We start from the raw sequence: 17,457 nt of genomic DNA, 5'->3' as shown, positions 1-17,457 counted from the left end.
CCTTACAGCGGCAGGAGCCTTGCGGCCAACCGGAAAACCGAACCAGAGTGACTGGGATTCAAATCAGGGTTATTCGCGCACCTGCCGCTACCGGGACTGAAGGTGATCCGGAGCCTGCAAACGCCCGAGCGAGGCATGCTAGCACAGATGAACGGTCGTCGATGCAACGAGGCTTTATGCCGGGGCAAATCATGCAATTTATGCCAGAGTGCTGAACTTGAACCCCGCTTTACCCCTCAGATAACAAGACATTGACCCACAAGGAGCATCCCAGCATGCGTCTGAATCGTTTGTTCGCCGTCGTCGCCCCCATCGTTCTGCTGCTGCCACTGGCCGCCCACGCCGATTGGCCCAAGGGCGAGCGCGATAAATACATGGCTCAATGCACACAGGCTGCGACCCCGCAGATTGGTGCTGCCGCAGCGAAGGCTCACTGCGCTTGTGGTGCTGATGCGATCAAATCGTATCCGGCTGGCGATATCCAGGCATTGATGGACAACAAGGCCAACCCGCAATTGCAACAGAAAGCACTGGGACAGATCGCCAAATGCAAGGCCGATGTACCAGCAAAAAAGTGACAAAAAAGTCCTTTTGACTCAGCTTATCGCTGATAAAAAGCGCTGCATTTGAGCTTTTTCGTACGATTTATGCAGGTTTTACAGGTTTTTTTATCGTCTTTACTTTCGGCTGAAAGCCTTGTAAAACGGGGCTTTCAGCTACATCAAGCAGCAAACGGAACGCGACTGTAGGGCAAACAGCACGTCCGGGGGGCTCCCAAAGCGAACATTTCGACTATGATACCCCGGTGTGCCCAGTTGGCCTGAGCAGCACAGCACTACTGAAAATATATGTTTCTTGGAGATACACCATGTCTAATCGCCAAACCGGCACCGTTAAATGGTTCAACGATGAAAAAGGCTTCGGCTTCATCACTCCTCAAGGTGGCGGTGACGACCTGTTCGTACACTTCAAAGCTATCGAAAGCGACGGTTTCAAAAGCCTGAAAGAAGGCCAAACCGTTTCCTTCGTGGCTGAGAAAGGCCAAAAGGGTATGCAAGCTGCACAAGTCCGCGCTGAGTAATTTTCAGCCGCACTAAAAAAACCCCGTCCATGTGACGGGGTTTTTTATGGGCGAAGCAAAAGCCTGAAGCGATCAGCCGCAGTTGACGCGGGTGACCACCCGACTGGCATCGGTGTTCAGGTTCAGGCGATCGGAGCGGTACTCCAGGGTCACCATATCGTTCGGCGACAGGAAACGTGCGTTCTGTGCACCTGCGCGGGTACGCGCCTGCTCCAGCAATGCGGGCGAAGCCGGTTTGCCGATGGCGAATTCGGCAGCCTTTGCCTCGCAACGGCTGTGGCCAGTGTCAGTCGTCGCTACAGGGTCTGCTGCCGATTCGGTGGACGTACTGCTGCAACCAGCCAGCAGAGTGACGGCGAACAATGTACCCAATGACGCGAACTTCCAAGGCATGAAGCCTCCTTTTTTCCAATTGTTAAGCTGAGATCTTGCGACCGCCAATCCGGCATTTGGTTTCAAGGTGAGTGACATCACCCTGCCGTCGAACCGTACGAGCGGCGAGTTTGCCTGAGCCTCGCACTGTCGTTCATCACTCAATCGTGACTGAATATGAACAACCCTCAATAGACATCGATGTAATCGAACGGCGGGTTCGGCCAGTTCTCTTTCAACGCATTGAAGATCTGCATGACCCAGACCTCGTCACTGGCCGCAACCAATCCTACATAACCGGAACCCTTGGCCCACGTCTCCAGGCGAAACAGCAGCCCGCTGATATCGGTGCCGCCCACGACGCCCGATGAAATATAGGCAATGCCGCCCTTGGTTACCCGCAACTGCGTGTGTTCGTCGTCACTGGCAGAAGCCAGCAGCTGGCGCACCGCCTCCAGGGTCAAGCCTTCAGGGGAGTTCAAATCGATCTGCACAGCGCGGTCCTTGAAAATCCGTCAAAGACCAAGTGTCGCATAGCCCTCCTCTCATGCCTAAGTCGGAGTGCCAAACGCTGCGCAAAATGGTTAACTCGGCACTCAGACTTTCCCGACTTCACGAGCGCCATCATGTCCACCATAAGCATCGACGCCAACATCACCGTCAAGTGGCCGCAGGGTCACAGCTCTTACAGCCCGGGCAGCCCGGAAGAGTTCGCAATCATTGGCATCGATCTATTGGTCAAGGAACTGGGAACCGAAGCGGCCAGTAAATTCATCGCGCAGATATTCGAGAAATATCCCGCCGACTATATGGGCCTGACAGAGAACGAGCGGGCGTAAACCCGCAGGCTGGCACCTGCGGGTGCATGGCTTACTTCAGGCGAGCCAGACGCTGGGTCAGCAGGTCGAAGAAACCCTGAGCATCGCCGCTTTCCACCCAGAAAGCGTTCTTCGGCGCTTTCAGGCCGTCATACCAGTCGACGATGGTTTGACCGAAGGTCGGGCCTTCACGGCTATCAACGACCACGTTGACCGAACGACCAGTGAACAATTCAGGCTTGAGCAGGTAAGCGATGACGGTGGCGTCATGCACCGGGCCACCCGGAATACCGTAGTGCTCCATGTCGCCTTTGACGTACTCATTGAGAATATCGCCCACCAGCTTGCTGGCATTGTTGTTGATCGCTGCGATCTGCTTCAGGCGCGCGTCACTGGTGAGAATCTTGTGAGTCACGTCCAGCGGCAGATACGTCAGCTTCACGCCGCTTTTGAGCACCACTTCCGCAGCCTGCGGATCGGCGAACAGGTTGAACTCGGCCACCGGGGTGATGTTGCCGCCGTTGAAATGCGCGCCCCCCATGATCACCACTTCCTTGATGCCCTGAACGATTTCAGGCTCCTGGATCAGCGCCAGGGCCAGGTTGGTCTGTGGACCGAGCATGGCGATGGTGATGCTGTGGGGCTTGGCGCCCTTCAAGGTGTCGATCAGGTAATTGACCGCATTGCCTTCGGCCAGGCCTTTCTTCGGTTCGTGCACGGTAACGCCCGACAAGCCTTCCTTGCCATGGATGTTCTCGGCATAGATCGGCGTGCGCATCATCGGTTTCGGTGCGCCCGCGTAGACCGGCACCTCCTCGCGCCCCGCCCACTCACGGGCCAGTCGCGCGTTTCGCGAAGTCTTGTCCAGCCGCACGTTGCCAGCAACGGTGGTCAGCGCTCGAATGTTCAACTCCTCCGGCGATGCCAACGCGAACAGCAAGGCGACTACGTCATCGGCACCGGGATCGGTGTCGATGATCAAATCGATCTTTTCCGCCGCCTGGGCGCTCGTTGCAGTAATCAGGGACAAAAGCAGCAGACTCCGGAGCAGGTGGTGCAGTTTTTGAGCATAGCGGTGCATATCGCACTCCTTGTGCGTGGGGAAACAAAATGTGTGTAGCGCTAGAACGTCACCCCCGATACCAGCACGATGTTGCAGTACGGCGCGCATTCGCCGGTACGAACAATCGCTCGTGCCTGTCGGCTGAGGACTTTGAATTGGTCATGGCTGAGCAGCTCACGCTGGCCCAGCGCGCCTTTGGCGTTCAGCTCATCCAGCGAGCTCAAGGCAGGCGGTTGTTTATCCAGAATCTCCCGGGCCAGCACATGGCGCTCAACCTGCATTTCGCTGAGTACAACCTTCAAGGTGCTGACGAAATCCGGAATGCCCTGAGTCAGGGCCAGGTCGATCAGTTCGACGCCCGGCGGGACCGGCAGGCCGGCATCGCCGATCACGACAATATCGCCGTGACCCAGGGATGCGATCAGCCGCGACAGTGCGACGTTGAGCAAGGGTGTCTTTTTCATGGTGCTTTGAACGCCTGTACATCGGACAAGGTAGGAATCGAGGGTTGCGCGCCGGCACGGGTGACCGACAGCGCCGCAGCAACCTGACCGAAACGGATCGCTTCAGCTTCGGTTTTGCCGGATGCCAGCGCAGCGGCAAACCCGCCGACAAAAGTGTCGCCAGCCGCCGTGGTATCGACAGCCTTCACCTTCGGCGCAGGGAAATGCTCGAAGCCTGTACCGTTGGTGAACAGTGATCCTTGAGCACCCAGGGTGATGATGACCTTTGCGGCGCCCAATGCGATCAAGCGGGTTGCTGCGGTTTCGGCGGACGCAAGGGAGTCCACCGGCAAACCACTGAGGGCCGAGGCCTCGCTTTCATTGGGAATCAGGTAATCGATGGACGCATACCAATCCTCCGGCAGCGGGCGACTGGCCGGCGCCGGGTTGAGGATGACGATTTTGCCCAGCTCTCGGCCGCGCTTGAGGGCATGGCCCACCGTGGCATCCGGCACTTCCAGCTGACAAATGATCACGTCCGCCGCCTGCAATACCGCATCGAACTGGTCGATGACTTGCGGCGTCAGCGCACCGTTGGCACCGGCGACGATCACGATTGCGTTCTGGCTATTGTCATCGACCACAATCAAGGCCACGCCACTGGAACCCTCGACCGTGCTGACGGCCTGGCAGTCGATCTGCTCGGCCAGCAGCGCCCCGCGCAATTCGTCCCCATAAGCATCGCTGCCGACACAACCGACCATCGACACCTGCGCCCCCAGCCGCGCCGCAGCGACCGCCTGGTTCGCGCCCTTGCCGCCGGAAACCGTGGCAAACGACTCGCCGATCAGCGTCTCACCGCCACGGGGCAGCCGTGGAGCCCGGGTCACCAGGTCCATGTTCAGGCTGCCTATCACCACTACTTTTGCTGGCATACATCACTACTCGTCAATTCGGTTTCAGCGGTATTCATCGAACACACCGGCGAGCGGCGCAGTCGATTCTCGCAGGACAATACTGGGCGTCACGATCCGTTGATCGGTGGCCATGTCGGGTTTTGCGATCCGGCGTAACAGAACCTCGGCCGCCATTTCACCGAGTTGCAGGATCGACTGGCCCACGGTGGTCAGCGCCGGGTAGACATAACGGCTCATCTGGATATCGTCGAAGCCGATTACCGACAGTTCGGTGGGTACACGCACATTGCGCTCGGCTGCCGCTCGCAGCACGCCGATACCGATCATGTCGTTGCCGGCGAAGATCGCGCTGGGCGGGTTCTTTTCCAACAGAATCGCGGCGGCGTTGTAACCGCCGGTGCTGGTGAAGTCGCTTTCCAGCATGCGCTCGGGATGCACTTCGACGCCCGCCTCTTTCAAGGCACGGCAATAACCGGCCAGACGCATCTGCGCCACGCTGGTGCCCGCCGGGCCGCCAATGGTGGCGATGTCCCGATGGCCAAGCTCCAGCAGATGCCGGGTGGCCAAATAGGCGCCATATTCGTGATCGATGCGCACCAGGTCGGCATTCACACCTGCCAGACCGCGGTCGACGATCACCATCGGCGTGCGCACGCCCGCGAGACCTTCTGCCAGCCCCGCGTCGCCACCGGCCGAGGCCACGATCAATCCGTCGATGCGTTTTTCCAGCAACACGCGCAGGTAGCTGCGTTGTTTGTCCGGGTTGTCGTCGGAGTTGCAGAGGATCACGCAATAGCCGTTACGCTCGCAATAATCCTCGATGCCACGGGCCAGCTCGGCGAAGTACGGGTTGAGGCTGTTAGGCACCAGTAAACCGATGGTCGCCGTGGTCTTGGCTTTCAATGAACGGGCCACGGCGCTCGGCACGTAGTCCAGGGTTTTGATCGCCTCCTCGACTTTTTTTCGCACCACTTCACTGACCGGCCGGGTCTTGTTCACCACGTGGGAAACCGTGGTGTAGGAAATCCCCGCGAGTGCCGCTACATCCTTGATCGTTGCCATGACTCAGGTCCGCCGGCTTGCGCGCTGACTGCGATAAGTATCAAGCACCACCGCCACCACGATCACTGCGCCGGTGATGATGCGTTTGGTTGGCTCGGTCGCGCCGATCTGCGCCAGGCCCGCCGCCAATACGGAAATAATCAGAACCCCGAAGAACGTGCTGATCACCGAACCACGGCCACCCATCAGACTGGTGCCACCGATCACCACCGCAGCGATCACTTGCAGCTCCAGCCCGGAACCGGCATTCGGGTCCGCCGCTTCCAGACGGGAAATCTGGAACAGCGCGGCAATCCCGGCCAGCAGCCCCATCAGACTGAATACCAGGATCTTGTAGGGTTTTGGATTGATCCCTGCCAGACGCACCGCTTCTTCGTTGGTGCCGATGCCGATCAGGTACCGACCAAACACGGTACGGGTCAACACGGCCTGAGCGACGATGATGATCAGCAAGGCAATGATGAACGACGGCGAGATGCCAAAGGCGATCGGGTTGGACAGCCAGGCGAAGGCGTCACCGATATAAGCCGTGCGCGAACCGGTCATCTGATACGCCACGCCGCGGGCCATTTCCAGCACGCCGAGGGACACGATAAACGATGGAATTCGCCACGCCACGGTGATCGATCCGGTGATAGTCCCGGCCAATGCCGCAATTGCCATCCCGAGCAGCGCTGCAGGCAGGACGCTCCAGCCCCAGCCGAGAATCGCCACGCTGACAGCCGACGCCGCGAGCGCCAGGACCGAGCCGACCGACAGGTCAATACCGCCGATGATCAACACGAACGTCATGCCGACCGCCAGCACCATCAAATCGGGAATCTGGTTGGCCAGGGTGCTGAACGTGTCGTAAGACAGGAAATGGCTGCTCAACACCGAGAACAGCGCGACCATCGCCAGCAAGGCACCGGCCAGGCCCAGATAGGTGCCCAGGCCGTAGAAATTGCCACTACGTTTGCCGGCGGAAGATGCAGTTTTCATGAAAGGTCCCTAGGCGCTGCTTCGTTGAGCAACGCATCACGTTTTTGGTAGCCGGCGAACGCGGCGGCAAGCAAATCATCCTGAGTCCAGCTGTCGCGCTCGAAGGTCTCGATCAGGCGCCCCGCCGACAACACACCGATCCGGTCGCAGATCAGCATCAGTTCACGCAGGTCGCTGGACACCACCACCAGCGCTTTGCCCTGTCGGGTCAGCTCACCGAGCAGTGCATAGATGTCGAACTTGGCGCCGACATCGATGCCACGGGTCGGCTCATCGAACAGCATCACCGAACAGTCACGCTCCAGCCAACGGCCGATCACGACCTTCTGCTGGTTGCCCCCCGACAGCTCGGAGACCAGTTGCGTCGGGCTCGAACTGCGGATGCGCATGGCGTCGATCTGACGCTGGGCCAGGGACATTTCGTCAGCGTTGTTGACGATGCCACCACTGGAAATCACCGGCATGTTGCCCAGCGCGATGTTGGCGCTGATCGACTGGGTCAGCAGCAAGCCTTCGCCTTTGCGGTCCTCGGTGATCAGGGCGATGCCATGACCGACCGCATCGGCCGGCGAACGAATACTCACCACTTGAGCCGGCGAACCCAGTGCGACAGTGCCGCTGTCCGCGGTGTCGGCACCGAAGATCAGGCGCAGCAACTCGGTCCGCCCTGCCCCGATCAGTCCGGAAATTCCGTAGATCTCACCGGCGCGGACTTCAAAGGACACGTCGCGCACTTTGTCCGAGCGGGTCAGCCCTTTGACCGTCAACGCGGGAGCGCCAATCTTGCGCGGGCCCAGGTCAATGTGTTCGCCGAGTTCACGGCCAACCATCAGGGTGACCAGTTGCTCGCTGTTGTAATTGGCCATCGGCTCGACGCAGACCAGATTGCCGTCGCGCAGTACCGCAATGCGCTGGGCCACTCGCGCCAACTCTTCGAGGCGGTGGGAAATGTAGATAATCGACACGCCGCGCGCTTGCAGGCGGGTGATTTGTTCGAACAACATTTCGACTTCGCGGGCGGTCAGCATCGCGGTCGGCTCGTCGAGGATCAGCACATGACAATCACCGATCAGGTTGCGCGCGATCTCGACCATTTGTTGGTGGCCGATGCCGAGTTCGCCGACCAGGGTGTCCGGGTCGATCGCGTCGAGCCCGACCTGGGCCATGGCCTCGATCGCGGCTTTGCGCAGTTGCTTGCGGCTGATCCAGCCACCATTGCTCGGCAGATTGTCGAGAAACAGGTTTTCCGCCACCGACAGGGTCGGCAATAGATTGAGTTCTTGCATGACCATGCGGATGCCCAGGTCTTCGGCCTGGGTACGGCTGCCGGGGCGGTAATCCTGCCCCTGAAACTGCATGTGGCCGGTGGTCGGTGTGACCAGCCCGCCAATGATTTTCGACAGCGTGCTTTTGCCGGCGCCGTTCTCGCCGGTCAGCGCCAGCACTTCACCGCGCATCAGCGTCAGGTCAATGCCGGTCAGGACAGGTTGGGCGTAGGTCTTGCCGATGCCGCTGACCGAGAGGACAGCGTTCGGGGCGGAAACTGACATAAAACTCTCCATGCGCTCGCCCGGACGGGCGAGCACCGTTGTGTCGCCAGAAGGGTTACTTGGTGACCAGCTCTACCGGAGTTTCGATCACGCCGTTGGCGCCGCTGTCGACCTTCTCGCCCTTGATGATTTTCAGCGCAGTCTCGATACCGAACACGGCTTGCTTCGCCGCAAACTGGTCAGCGGTCGCCAGGACCCGGCCGTCTTTCAACATTGGCTTGATGGCGTTGATGTTGTCGTAACCGACCACTTGCACCTTGCCGGCCTTGCCTGCCGCACGCACGGCAGAAACCGCACCAACGGCCATGCTGTCGTTACCGGCCAGCAGCGCTTTGACATCCGGGTACTCGCTGAGGATGGAGGCGGCAACCTTGTTGCCCTTGTCGATCTCCCAGTCACCGGACTGCAACGAGACGACCTTGATCTGCGCCGCTTCCATCGCGTCTTTGAAGCCAGCGGTGCGGGCCTGGGCGTTGGTGGTGGTGGACACGCCTTCAATGATGCCGACTTCGTCACCGGCCTTCAGTTGCTTGGCCAGGTACTCGCCGACCAGACGCGCGCCTTTGCGGTTATCCGGGCCTACGAACGGGACGGTGATGTTCTTGCTTTTGACCACGGCCGGGTCCAGCTGGTTATCGATGTTGATCACGGTGATACCGGCATCGATGGCTTTCTTGATCACCGGAACCATGGCCTTGGAGTCGGCCGGGGCGATAACCAGCGCATTGACCTTGGCCAGAATCATTTGCTCGACGATGCGCGTCTGGCCAGCGGTATCCGTTTCGTCCTTGATGCCGTTGGAGATCAGTTCGAAATCGCCGGAATGGTCTTTTTGATACGCCTTGGCGCCGTCTTCCATGGTCAGGAAGAACTCGTTGGCCAGGGATTTCATGACCAACGCGACTTTGGGTTTTTCAGGCGTCTCGGCGAAAGCCGAAGAGACAGGCAGCGCGGCGGATGCAGCGGCCAGCATAGCGACAGCAAGAAGACGTCCAGCGAATGGCAGCTTCATGGGTTCACTCCGATCTTATGATTATTGTGAGCAACGCTTGCGCTGGCGTAAGCTTCATTGCGTCCGTCAATGGACCGAGCCATCAAAGACAGCGCGCAAACGTTTGCGTAGACCGAACTATGCGAACCCTGCTGTGATTTGTCAACGACCTGTTTTGTGTCTCGATTGGCATAAACCAACCCTGCACGTCACGCGGTCGTGCTGACCAGAGCACCAGTGCTGGAGTCTTTGGCCAATTCTTTCACCAGATTGCCCGCCACCTGGGCCAATGCGCCATTGGTCTCGGCGATCTGCCCCTGGATCGACATGACAGCGGTGGTTTTTGCTTCCTCGGTTGGGTAGGACGCTGCCTGAGCGGCCGCCAATTGCTGCTGTTGTTCGCGCAATTGTTGTTGCAGTTCCTGCATGCGCTTGAGCAGCACCTGCACCGCAATACTTTGGCTGCTTTTGCTCTCGGATTTGCTTTCGGCCTGAGTAGCACCACCGGTTCTGACCTGATTCTCTTCTTTTCCAGTCAGTTGCGTCGACGTCTCTTCCGTCGCTTCGCTCAAGGCATTGATCGTTGACGGGGTCTTGCCTCCGATATTGACTGCACCCGCATTTGGAAAACCGACAAAAAAAGACATGTGAACTCCCGAAAAAAAATCCTTGAAGGGGCATCGACCTGTGCGCGAGTTTCTTTAGCACTGATTTTCTTTCTGGCAAGGCGATGTCTTCACCAGAAGTCGTAGGCCTTTTCGGAGAGCCGAACGCGAAACCTCAACTTATTCGGAAACCCGGACACGAGTTTGTTTAACGCTGGTAATCCATTGGAGAAATATTGATATAAATCATCATGTTAAAAGTTTTTCTCATTCAACGTAGGGCTGGTACAGATCCTGCTCTTTACCTACACCCCAGGCGTTCAGATCTGCCTGGGGCGTATCTAGATGAACTTGCATCAGCACCGTCTCACTACTAGAGAGAAAATAATGAAATCTGCCTTCAACACCTTTATTCCGGGCGCTTTGGCCCTCCTGCTGCTCCTGCCTACCGCTCTTCAGGCAAAAGAAGTCGAAACCCAACAGAAACTGGCCAACGTGGTGATCCTCGCCACCGGCGGCACCATTGCCGGCGCCGGCGCGAGCGCCGCTAACAGCGCGACCTATCAGGCGGCAAAAGTCGGTATCGAGCAACTGATCGCCGGGGTTCCGGAGCTCAGCCAACTGGCCAACGTTCGCGGCGAACAGGTCATGCAGATCGCCTCGGAAAGCATCACCAACGAAAACCTGCTGCAACTGGGTCGTCGCGTCGCTGAACTGGCCGACAGCAAAGACGTCGATGGCATCGTGATCACCCACGGCACCGACACCCTGGAAGAAACTGCCTACTTCCTGAACCTGGTGGAAAAAACCGACAAGCCAATCATCGTCGTCGGCTCCATGCGCCCGGGCACTGCAATGTCGGCTGACGGCATGCTGAACCTGTACAACGCCGTCGCCGTCGCCAGCAGCAAAGACGCTCGCGGTAAAGGCGTGCTGGTGACCATGAACGATGAGATCCAGTCGGGTCGCGACGTCAGCAAAATGATCAACATCAAGACCGAGGCGTTCAAAAGTGCCTGGGGCCCGCTCGGCATGGTGGTTGAAGGCAAATCCTACTGGTTCCGCCTGCCGGCCAAGCGTCACACCATGGATTCGGAATTCGACATCAAGAACATCAAGAGCCTGCCTGACGTCGAAATCGCCTATTCCTACGGCAATGTCAGCGACACGGCCTACAAGGCCCTGGCTCAGTCCGGCGCCAAAGCGATCATCCATGCTGGCACCGGCAACGGTTCGGTCTCCTCGCGCGTGGTCCCTGCCCTGCAAGCCCTGCGCAAGGACGGCGTGCAAATCATTCGCTCGTCCCACGTCAATGCCGGTGGTTTCGTCCTGCGTAACGCCGAACAGCCTGACGACAAGTACGACTGGGTCGTGGCACATGACCTGAACCCGCAGAAAGCCCGCATCCTGGCCATGGTCGCGCTGACCAAGACCAACGACAGCAAAGAGCTGCAGCGGATGTTCTGGGAATACTGATTCACCCTCGCCCGACCGTGTCCGGCCGGGCACTGCAATCACCACTCGCCAGCCTTGGCGAGTGGTTTACGCCCCTTCCGATATTCCGATAAAATTTTTCCCTTCTTCCTACACCAAACGGAAAAAACTGCTGTCAGAGGATTTTCTTGAATTTTAAGCAGTTGCGAAAATGCTTACAGTTAAATACTGTATGCACGTACAGCTTAATAAGGATAATTCCGTGGCTACCCCCTCTGCCTCTCCTGACGCCTATCAACGCATGGGCATTCGCGTTCAGAAAATCATCAATTCTCCCACCGCTCAGAAAGCCAAAGCCGCACTGATATTCCGTCTACCGGACGAACCTGTGGATGAGTGGGAGCAATTGCTCGAAGAAATCGATGAGAACGACAACGTCACCCTCGCCTATCGCGACGATGGCGGTGTGCAGATTTTCTGGGTAGTGCCGAAGGAAGATTGAGGCAATGAGTGTCCGCTGGTTTGCTTTGCTGTTTCTGTTCATCACCCTCGGCGCCCAGGCTGGCGCCCCACGCACCTTCAACGAAGCCAAGAAAGTCGCCTGGAAGCTCTACGCGCCGCAATCCACCGAGTTCTACTGCGGCTGCAAATACACCGGAAACAAGGTTAATCTCGCGGCGTGTGGGTATGTGCCGCGCAAGAACGCCAAGCGCGCTTCCCGCATCGAGTGGGAACACATTGTGCCGGCCTGGCAGATCGGCCATCAGCGTCAGTGCTGGCAAGAAGGCGGGCGCAAGAACTGCACGCGCTACGATCCGACCTATCAAAAGGCCGAGGCTGACTTGCACAACCTGGTGCCGAGCATCGGCGAGGTGAATGGCGATCGCAGCAACTTCAGTTTCGGTTGGCTGCCGGTGCAATCAGGTCAATATGGCTCGTGCCTGACCCAGGTCGACTTTAAGGCGAAGAAGGTCATGCCCCGCCCTTCCATTCGCGGCATGATCGCCCGGACGTATTTCTACATGAGCAAACAGTACGGTTTGCGCCTGTCGAAACAGGATCGCCAACTGTACGACGCGTGGAACAAGACCTATCCGGTCGAAGCCTGGGAACGCCAGCGCAACCAGAGCGTGGCGTGCGTGATGGGTCGCGGCAACGAGTTTGTCGGGCCCGTGGACATGAAAGCCTGCGGTTGATCGACGCGAAAAACAAAAAGGCCTCGGGTGGTTATACCCGAGGCCTTTTTCGTTTCTAGCCGCCGCTTTTGTTGTAGCGCCAGTAGCCCATCAGATTGAGTGACTCCCGAGCGATGCCGCGCTCCTTGATCAAGTGTTTGCGCAGGCTCATCACGGCCACCGTTTCTCCGGCGACCCAGCCGTAGAAACCATTACCGGTCGAGTCGGAGGTTTCCCAGAGAATCTCTTCGTCGACATCGACTTCCGTCAGCTCCACTGCTTCATGAGCCTGCGAAGAAGTGACCGGCAGATCCGCCTGACGGACCGCTTCAACCATCAGCTCACCCGCTGTCTTGCCGCTGGAGTGATCCCGGACCAGCCACTGCACCGACAGACCTGGCCACTCAGGAATCGGCAATGCGTCTTCTGCGCTGTCCACCTCGAAAAATGCCTGAGTCATCGGCGGCTCAGCCAGGACGGCCATCTCGTCCAGGATACCGAGAGCGGCGGGCAATGCAGTGGCGTCGGCCACCAGCAACAGTTGCTTGAGCCTGTGAGGCGGCTTCCATTCGAAGCCTCCCGCGTCTTGCGCTGAAAACTGACGATCAGGTGCGACGATCTGGATAGGCTCGCCTGCTACTGCTTGTATTGCCCAACGGGAGGCGGGACCGGTTTCACCGTGCAATACGAAGTCGATGTCCACTTCGCCCTGCTCGGCCCGCAAATGTCGAATGGTGTAAGTACGCATCGCCGGACGCTGGGCGGCCGGCATTGAACGGTAGCGCGCATACCAATGCTGGTCATGAGCCAGCCTGGCCGGCGACCCATCTTCAGCTGGAAAGAACAGCTTTACCCGCTGATCCGGCGCCCAGGTGGCCATTTCGTTGACCATCGGACCGGTCAGGGTCACGCGCATCAAATGCGGGCTGAGGGTCTTTTTGTGTGCCAGGACCGCGTCGAAGATTTTGTAAGGGGTGGCGGAGGCCATGGAGAGCTCCTTCTGGGAATCGACAGTGACTACGCTAAGAGACGAGTCAATGTGGATCCCCTTTAAGGGGCTTCGACAAAAGGCTTGCGGGAAAAGGGCTGTTACTGGGCGACGGCACGCTCAAGCACCAGCAGTTCGATGTTCTGCTTCTTCGCCCGGGTAATCGCTGCAGCTACCTCGGCCTGCTTGGCTTCAGCCTCGACTTTCGAATTGAATGGACCGAGCAGAATCCGGGTCTTGCCGTTTTCCTTGACGACGCTGGACATAAAGCTGTGTTCGATCAGCCAGCCGCTCAGGTCGCTGACAGCCTGTGGCGTTTCGCCTCGCACTTCGAGATCCCATTGCGGCCCGGTGGCTGCCGCCGGTGCGGAAACGACTGCCGGCTTCGGCTTTTGAGCGTCAACGCCCTTACCTTGATCGCACCCAACCAACGCCAGTACCGCGATTACCAAGACCATTTTGCGCACAACGTGTCCCTCTGAATGCTGAAAGCGGCGATTTTACCATTCATGAATACTTCCCGAGTGCCGCAAAATGGGAGCAAAACAACGAGAATGATGGTTGCGGCCTCTGTATAGTTACGCCTTGGGAATTAATGCAGCATCTGCGCGTCAGAAAGAGGCACCCAAACCGTGAGACTTCGCACTAATCTATACATACCACCGACCTCTGCACTGTTCGAATCAGGTGCCCTACAAAGCAATCAAGGAGAAGACCATGCTGATACTCACCCGCAAAGTCGGTGAAAGCATAAATATCGGTGACGACATTACGATCACCATTCTGGGCGTGAGCGGTCAACAAGTCCGCATCGGCATCAACGCGCCGAAAGACGTCGCAGTGCATCGCGAAGAAATCTACCAACGCATTCAGGCTGGCCTGACCGCCCCAGACAAGCCACAAACTCCCTGAATCCTGTTGCAGTCAGTAGCCAGCCCGTTCAGCCCCGGACAACGGCTGGCTAAAGATTCAAGCGTCGTGTCGCCATCTGTTCATCCGTTCGCCCCTTCCTGCCAAAACGTGAAGCCGATATTAACTGCACGTCCCCTGCCCTGACTGTCAGACGTTTCGGATTAATCCCGAGGAAGAACGCGATCAGACCCGGCTAACCAAACGTTACGCCGCGCGCCATGCCCGTGGCAGCCACGACCATCAGCAACACCAGTAGCCCTTCGACATGACTGATCCGTGCAAACAGCTTCGCGCGCCCGGTGTCGATCGCCGCGCCACGGCTCAGTGCGATCCGCCATTTGATCAGCGTGATCATTGGCGCCACTTCAAGCAGCAGGATCAGAACGAACAGCGTCATCTTGAGATGGAACAAGGGCTGGTGAAGGTAGTAGTCAGTACCTTTTTCGTACCCGCCAAAGGCCCGCATCCCACCGGTGATCAGGAGGAGAACGGCAGAAACACCCCACAGGTTATCGGCCATCAACACACGACGAGCCTCCCCCGCTCCGGCTGCCAGACAGCTGAATGCCGTGCCCCGCGTCAGTACCGCCCAGAACCCCAAGGCAAAAGCCAGCAGGTGAATTGCCGCAAGCGACCAATGAACCAGCATCGATAGACTCCCATCAGACTGAGTTTGAGTTTGGCCAGTCAGTAGTAGTCTAAAAAAAAGGAACGCGCTTGCGTTGGAGACGGTGTTTTCGGGATAGAGGAGGAACAGCGGGAGCCGCACAAAGGACGCTTGAACGTCGGGGGACAAATTTCAGGCAAAAAAAAATCCCAAGCAGCTGATGGAAGCTTGGGACTTAAAAATGCATAAACCGTGGTGGTGAACGCGAAGCAATCTTACCTAAAACCGACAGTTGTAACAATATATTTTGAGGACCGTTCGGTTAATAAATTTCATAAGTGGTTAAATATCCACACTATTTTTGTGGAACTTGAACAAACCTGCAAAGACCTGTGTCGCAACTGACTTTTTCTCAGAGCGCCAAACAGAGAGCCCAGCACGAGGGCTGGGCTACGGTTATTTTCTGCTTTCCATCATTTTGTCAGCGAGCGCCTTGGCTCTTTCAATCAACAGATTTTGCCTGTCCTCGTGAGTAGCCCCTCCTACAACCGGGGCCGTCAGGTTGCTTTCCGCAATCAAGGCAGCGCAGAAGTATTGATCCCAAACAGCCTTGCTCTCAGACGCCTGTTTGTTCATTTGGTCGGCGATCATATGCGGCTCCTTTTGGTGAGGTAGCACCGCTATCTTACGCCTGAATCGCAAACAAGCTCAGCAGCTGAAGAGCAGAGCAAGCGCGCCGACATTTCCGACGCACGACAGGTTCATTTCCAAGAACTCGTTAACCTTTTGCAAATTCTTGCCGATGTCTCTGGCTCAGGGCATAGGAGCAACACAGATGAGAAATAATCAACCCGTCACACAACGCGAGGTTGCCCTTGGACCTCAACAGAAACTCATCTCGACAACGGACTCACGAGGGGTCATTACTTACTGCAACGACGCCTTCGTAGAAATCAGCGGTTTCAACAAGTCAGATCTGATTGGCGCGCCTCAAAACATCGTTCGTCATCCTGACGTACCGTCCGCCATATTTGCCCATATGTGGAGCGCCCTCAAACAAGGCAAACCTTGGATGGGCATCGTCAAGAACCGCTCCAGGAACGGCGACCACTACTGGGTCAACGCCTACGTCACACCCGTTTTTGAAGGTAGCCAGGTCGTTGGTTTTGAGTCGGTCCGGGTAAAACCGAGCATCGAACAAATCCGCCGCGCCGAGGCCCTCTATAAACGAATCAGCCTGGGCAAGTCGGCAGTTCCCGGCAGCGACAAATGGCAACCCGCCTTGATGGACTGGCTGCCGTTCCTGGCCATGGGTTTAGTGGGTACTTTGGGCGGTGTTTTCCTCAGTCCTCCCTTGGCAACATTGGTAGCTGTAGGGGTATCGGCTCCAATGGGCCTGATTGCTTCGCGCCGGCAAAAGCGCGGTTCGCTGCATCTGCTGGAAATGGCAGAGGCTTCCACTTCCGACCAACTGATCGCGCAAATGTATAGCGACGAGCGGGGTCATCAGGCACGCCTTGAAACGGCCTTCGTGAGCCAGGCATCACGCCTCAAGACTTGCCTGACACGGTTACAAGACACCGCAGAGCAGCTCACCGGGCTGGCCGGGAGATCGGATGCGCTCGCCTCCGACAGTTCCCGTGGACTTGATCGCCAACGCATCGAGACCGAGCAGGTATCGGCCGCCGTCAATCAGATGGCAGCGACCACCCAGGAAGTCGCAAGCCATGTCCAGCGCACCGCCGACGCCACCCAAGAAGCCAACGTGCTGACAGGCCGTGGACGCGACGTCGCCCGTGACACGCGCGACGCCATTCAGCGCCTCTCCAATGTGGTAGGCGAGACAGGCCAGACCGTCGCGCAACTGGCTAAAGACAGTAACGAAATCGGGACGGTCGTCGATGTGATCAAAGGCATTGCCGATCAAACCAACTTGTTAGCGCTGAATGCTGCAATTGAAGCTGCACGCGCAGGAGAAATGGGCCGAGGTTTCGCGGTCGTCGCGGACGAAGTGCGCCAATTGGCACAGCGCACAACTGAGTCGACTACCCAGATTCACGGCCTGATTTCCAAGCTACAGGTCTCTTCAAACAATGCCGTGAAGACTATGGAAAGCGGCCAGCGTCAGGCCGAGGAAGGGGTTGCGTGGGTGCTGGAGGCCGACAAGGCCCTGATCGGTATCAGTGAAGCCGTCGCCAACATCACGGATATGACAACCCAGATAGCGGCCGCGACTGAAGAGCAATCGGCCGTCGCAGAGGAAATCAGTCGCAACATCACCACCATCGCAACCCTCGCCGATCAGACGTCTGAGCAAGCCAGGCATTCCGCCGAGGTGACCAAGGAATTGACACAGACGGCTAAAACCCAGTATTCGCTGGTTGAGCGCTTTAACCGATAACCCCTGCTCTGACTGATCCGGGAGCGAAATAGAAAAAGCAGGATGATCAATCCTGCT

General features: G+C 57.8%; 22 protein-coding genes. 8 read left to right on the top strand and 14 right to left on the bottom strand.

From position 1 onward, the window contains the following. The first annotated feature begins 275 nt into the window (after positions 1 to 275). Together ACA072_RS10580 and ACA072_RS10575 are read left to right on the top strand one after the other, a co-directional pair. Positions 276 to 578, top strand: coding sequence for a hypothetical protein (locus ACA072_RS10580; protein ID WP_497624242.1), 303 nt, complete (start codon positions 276 to 278; stop codon positions 576 to 578). A gap of 290 nt (positions 579 to 868) precedes the next feature. Beyond that, the gene (locus ACA072_RS10575; RefSeq protein ID WP_007905882.1) at positions 869 to 1,081 is read left to right on the top strand and encodes a cold-shock protein; all 213 of its coding nucleotides are present in this window, start codon (positions 869 to 871) and stop codon (positions 1,079 to 1,081) included. Positions 1,082 to 1,153: 72 nt separating this feature from the next. Here ACA072_RS10575 and ACA072_RS10570 read toward each other — a convergent pair whose 3' ends face one another. After that, positions 1,154 to 1,474 carry an I78 family peptidase inhibitor gene (locus tag ACA072_RS10570; RefSeq protein WP_497624241.1) on the bottom strand — a complete coding sequence of 107 codons (321 nt, stop codon included), beginning with the start codon at positions 1,472 to 1,474 and terminating at the stop codon, positions 1,154 to 1,156. A gap of 167 nt (positions 1,475 to 1,641) precedes the next feature. Next, positions 1,642 to 1,947, bottom strand: a complete 306-nt coding sequence (locus ACA072_RS10565; RefSeq protein WP_497624240.1) for a hypothetical protein — start codon at positions 1,945 to 1,947, stop codon at positions 1,642 to 1,644. A 132-nt stretch (positions 1,948 to 2,079) separates the two neighbouring features. Between ACA072_RS10565 and ACA072_RS10560 the strand changes: the two genes are divergently transcribed. Next, the gene (locus ACA072_RS10560) at positions 2,080 to 2,292 is read left to right on the top strand and encodes a hypothetical protein (RefSeq protein ID WP_497624239.1); all 213 of its coding nucleotides are present in this window, start codon (positions 2,080 to 2,082) and stop codon (positions 2,290 to 2,292) included. Between the two features lie 31 nt (positions 2,293 to 2,323). Here the strand turns inward: ACA072_RS10560 and ACA072_RS10555 are convergent, their stop codons facing one another. The 8 genes from ACA072_RS10555 to ACA072_RS10520 all read right to left on the bottom strand — a co-directional run bounded on the left by ACA072_RS10555 (position 2,324) and on the right by ACA072_RS10520 (position 9,925). Beyond that, the gene (locus tag ACA072_RS10555; RefSeq protein WP_497624238.1) at positions 2,324 to 3,352 is read right to left on the bottom strand and encodes a nucleoside hydrolase; all 1,029 of its coding nucleotides are present in this window, start codon (positions 3,350 to 3,352) and stop codon (positions 2,324 to 2,326) included. A gap of 41 nt (positions 3,353 to 3,393) precedes the next feature. After that, on the bottom strand, positions 3,394 to 3,798 hold the full coding sequence (rbsD, locus tag ACA072_RS10550) for a D-ribose pyranase (protein WP_497624237.1): 405 nt from the start codon (positions 3,796 to 3,798) through the stop codon (positions 3,394 to 3,396). Next, the gene (gene rbsK / locus ACA072_RS10545; protein ID WP_497624236.1) at positions 3,795 to 4,712 is read right to left on the bottom strand and encodes a ribokinase; all 918 of its coding nucleotides are present in this window, start codon (positions 4,710 to 4,712) and stop codon (positions 3,795 to 3,797) included. The genes rbsD and rbsK overlap by 4 nt, the downstream gene beginning before the upstream one ends. Before the next feature lie 24 nt (positions 4,713 to 4,736). Further along, positions 4,737 to 5,756 carry a LacI family DNA-binding transcriptional regulator gene (locus tag ACA072_RS10540; protein ID WP_497624235.1) on the bottom strand — a complete coding sequence of 340 codons (1,020 nt, stop codon included), beginning with the start codon at positions 5,754 to 5,756 and terminating at the stop codon, positions 4,737 to 4,739. Between the two features lie 3 nt (positions 5,757 to 5,759). After that, complete coding sequence (locus ACA072_RS10535) at positions 5,760 to 6,737, bottom strand: ABC transporter permease (RefSeq protein WP_497624234.1); 978 nt, start codon at positions 6,735 to 6,737, stop codon at positions 5,760 to 5,762. After that, positions 6,734 to 8,287: a sugar ABC transporter ATP-binding protein gene (locus ACA072_RS10530; protein WP_497624233.1), complete on the bottom strand. Its 1,554-nt coding sequence runs from the start codon at positions 8,285 to 8,287 to the stop codon at positions 6,734 to 6,736. Before ACA072_RS10530 ends, ACA072_RS10535 begins: the two co-directional genes overlap by 4 nt. 55 nt (positions 8,288 to 8,342) lie before the next feature. Then, entirely contained in the window at positions 8,343 to 9,299 is a 957-nt protein-coding gene (locus tag ACA072_RS10525; RefSeq protein ID WP_497298508.1) for a sugar ABC transporter substrate-binding protein, read from the bottom strand. Between the two features lie 188 nt (positions 9,300 to 9,487). Next, a complete protein-coding gene (locus ACA072_RS10520) occupies positions 9,488 to 9,925 on the bottom strand; it encodes a hypothetical protein (protein ID WP_497624232.1) in 438 nt (145 codons plus the stop codon). Positions 9,926 to 10,270: 345 nt separating this feature from the next. Here ACA072_RS10520 and ACA072_RS10515 point away from each other — a divergent pair, with 345 nt between their 5' ends. The 3 genes from ACA072_RS10515 to ACA072_RS10505 all read left to right on the top strand — a co-directional run bounded on the left by ACA072_RS10515 (position 10,271) and on the right by ACA072_RS10505 (position 12,513). Further along, on the top strand, positions 10,271 to 11,359 hold the full coding sequence (locus tag ACA072_RS10515) for an asparaginase (RefSeq protein WP_497624231.1): 1,089 nt from the start codon (positions 10,271 to 10,273) through the stop codon (positions 11,357 to 11,359). 169 nt (positions 11,360 to 11,528) lie between these two features. Further along, complete coding sequence (locus tag ACA072_RS10510) at positions 11,529 to 11,819, top strand: DUF1654 domain-containing protein (protein WP_497624230.1); 291 nt, start codon at positions 11,529 to 11,531, stop codon at positions 11,817 to 11,819. Between the two features lie 4 nt (positions 11,820 to 11,823). Next, positions 11,824 to 12,513: an endonuclease gene (locus ACA072_RS10505; protein WP_497624229.1), complete on the top strand. Its 690-nt coding sequence runs from the start codon at positions 11,824 to 11,826 to the stop codon at positions 12,511 to 12,513. Positions 12,514 to 12,568: 55 nt separating this feature from the next. Here ACA072_RS10505 and ACA072_RS10500 read toward each other — a convergent pair whose 3' ends face one another. Beyond that, complete coding sequence (locus ACA072_RS10500; RefSeq protein WP_497624228.1) at positions 12,569 to 13,480, bottom strand: siderophore-interacting protein; 912 nt, start codon at positions 13,478 to 13,480, stop codon at positions 12,569 to 12,571. Positions 13,481 to 13,581: 101 nt separating this feature from the next. Further along, positions 13,582 to 13,947 carry an SPOR domain-containing protein gene (locus ACA072_RS10495; protein ID WP_497624227.1) on the bottom strand — a complete coding sequence of 122 codons (366 nt, stop codon included), beginning with the start codon at positions 13,945 to 13,947 and terminating at the stop codon, positions 13,582 to 13,584. A 250-nt stretch (positions 13,948 to 14,197) separates the two neighbouring features. Between ACA072_RS10495 and csrA the strand changes: the two genes are divergently transcribed. Then, complete coding sequence (gene csrA / locus ACA072_RS10490) at positions 14,198 to 14,392, top strand: carbon storage regulator CsrA (protein WP_007938114.1); 195 nt, start codon at positions 14,198 to 14,200, stop codon at positions 14,390 to 14,392. Between the two features lie 193 nt (positions 14,393 to 14,585). Here csrA and ACA072_RS10485 read toward each other — a convergent pair whose 3' ends face one another. Further along, on the bottom strand, positions 14,586 to 15,041 hold the full coding sequence (locus tag ACA072_RS10485; protein ID WP_497624226.1) for a DUF2214 family protein: 456 nt from the start codon (positions 15,039 to 15,041) through the stop codon (positions 14,586 to 14,588). Positions 15,042 to 15,455: 414 nt separating this feature from the next. Further along, the gene (locus tag ACA072_RS10480; protein WP_497624225.1) at positions 15,456 to 15,650 is read right to left on the bottom strand and encodes a hypothetical protein; all 195 of its coding nucleotides are present in this window, start codon (positions 15,648 to 15,650) and stop codon (positions 15,456 to 15,458) included. Between the two features lie 184 nt (positions 15,651 to 15,834). Between ACA072_RS10480 and ACA072_RS10475 the strand changes: the two genes are divergently transcribed. Beyond that, complete coding sequence (locus tag ACA072_RS10475) at positions 15,835 to 17,400, top strand: methyl-accepting chemotaxis protein (protein ID WP_497624224.1); 1,566 nt, start codon at positions 15,835 to 15,837, stop codon at positions 17,398 to 17,400. Positions 17,401 to 17,457 lie beyond the last annotated feature (57 nt).

It is taken from the genome of Pseudomonas sp. LBUM1656 (assembly GCF_059716065.1).
The sequence above is the reverse complement of the archived record's forward strand: the minus strand, read 5'-3'. Positions and strand labels throughout refer to the sequence as shown.

Excerpts from the sequence above, each read along its gene's own strand:
- ACA072_RS10580 (WP_497624242.1), top strand. The coding sequence starts at position 276 with ATGCGTCTGAATCGTTTGTTCGCCGTCGTCGCCCCCATCGTTCTGCTG.
- ACA072_RS10575 (WP_007905882.1), top strand. The coding sequence starts at position 869 with ATGTCTAATCGCCAAACCGGCACCGTTAAATGGTTCAACGATGAAAAA.
- ACA072_RS10570 (WP_497624241.1), bottom strand. The coding sequence starts at position 1,474 with ATGCCTTGGAAGTTCGCGTCATTGGGTACATTGTTCGCCGTCACTCTG.
- ACA072_RS10560 (WP_497624239.1), top strand. The coding sequence starts at position 2,080 with ATGTCCACCATAAGCATCGACGCCAACATCACCGTCAAGTGGCCGCAG.
- ACA072_RS10555 (WP_497624238.1), bottom strand. The coding sequence starts at position 3,352 with ATGCACCGCTATGCTCAAAAACTGCACCACCTGCTCCGGAGTCTGCTG.
- rbsD (WP_497624237.1), bottom strand. The coding sequence starts at position 3,798 with ATGAAAAAGACACCCTTGCTCAACGTCGCACTGTCGCGGCTGATCGCA.
- rbsK (WP_497624236.1), bottom strand. The coding sequence starts at position 4,712 with ATGCCAGCAAAAGTAGTGGTGATAGGCAGCCTGAACATGGACCTGGTG.
- ACA072_RS10540 (WP_497624235.1), bottom strand. The coding sequence starts at position 5,756 with ATGGCAACGATCAAGGATGTAGCGGCACTCGCGGGGATTTCCTACACC.
- ACA072_RS10535 (WP_497624234.1), bottom strand. The coding sequence starts at position 6,737 with ATGAAAACTGCATCTTCCGCCGGCAAACGTAGTGGCAATTTCTACGGC.
- ACA072_RS10530 (WP_497624233.1), bottom strand. The coding sequence starts at position 8,287 with ATGTCAGTTTCCGCCCCGAACGCTGTCCTCTCGGTCAGCGGCATCGGC.
- ACA072_RS10525 (WP_497298508.1), bottom strand. The coding sequence starts at position 9,299 with ATGAAGCTGCCATTCGCTGGACGTCTTCTTGCTGTCGCTATGCTGGCC.
- ACA072_RS10520 (WP_497624232.1), bottom strand. The coding sequence starts at position 9,925 with ATGTCTTTTTTTGTCGGTTTTCCAAATGCGGGTGCAGTCAATATCGGA.
- ACA072_RS10515 (WP_497624231.1), top strand. The coding sequence starts at position 10,271 with ATGAAATCTGCCTTCAACACCTTTATTCCGGGCGCTTTGGCCCTCCTG.
- ACA072_RS10510 (WP_497624230.1), top strand. The coding sequence starts at position 11,529 with ATGCTTACAGTTAAATACTGTATGCACGTACAGCTTAATAAGGATAAT.
- ACA072_RS10505 (WP_497624229.1), top strand. The coding sequence starts at position 11,824 with ATGAGTGTCCGCTGGTTTGCTTTGCTGTTTCTGTTCATCACCCTCGGC.
- ACA072_RS10500 (WP_497624228.1), bottom strand. The coding sequence starts at position 13,480 with ATGGCCTCCGCCACCCCTTACAAAATCTTCGACGCGGTCCTGGCACAC.
- csrA (WP_007938114.1), top strand. The coding sequence starts at position 14,198 with ATGCTGATACTCACCCGCAAAGTCGGTGAAAGCATAAATATCGGTGAC.
- ACA072_RS10485 (WP_497624226.1), bottom strand. The coding sequence starts at position 15,041 with ATGCTGGTTCATTGGTCGCTTGCGGCAATTCACCTGCTGGCTTTTGCC.
- ACA072_RS10480 (WP_497624225.1), bottom strand. The coding sequence starts at position 15,650 with ATGATCGCCGACCAAATGAACAAACAGGCGTCTGAGAGCAAGGCTGTT.
- ACA072_RS10475 (WP_497624224.1), top strand. The coding sequence starts at position 15,835 with ATGAGAAATAATCAACCCGTCACACAACGCGAGGTTGCCCTTGGACCT.